At 69.0% G+C, this 203-nt stretch carries 1 protein-coding gene; it reads left to right on the top strand.

Features of this window, described 5'->3' with window-relative positions; translation table 11 throughout:
- On the top strand, nucleotides 1–203 hold a 203-nt coding region (locus IG75_RS39650), incomplete at both ends, for a roadblock/LC7 domain-containing protein (RefSeq protein ID WP_030525785.1).

Here is a 203-nt window from a genome sequence, read left to right on the forward strand (position 1 = left end):
GCCTGGCCCGCAGCGCCGGCAGCCATTTCAAGGCCGGCGGTGTCTGCCAGACCGTGGTCGAACTCGACCGCGCGGTCCTGTTCATCACCGCCGCCGGCGGTAACGCGTGCCTGGCGCTGCTGGCCACCGAATCCGCGAATATGGGCATGGTCGCGTTCGAGATGAACCGAACCGTCCAGCGGGTCGGCAGCCATCTGGCCGTC

This window comes from Nocardia rhamnosiphila NBRC 108938 (genome assembly GCF_000720425.1).
Classification (GTDB): domain Bacteria; phylum Actinomycetota; class Actinomycetes; order Mycobacteriales; family Mycobacteriaceae; genus Nocardia; species Nocardia rhamnosiphila.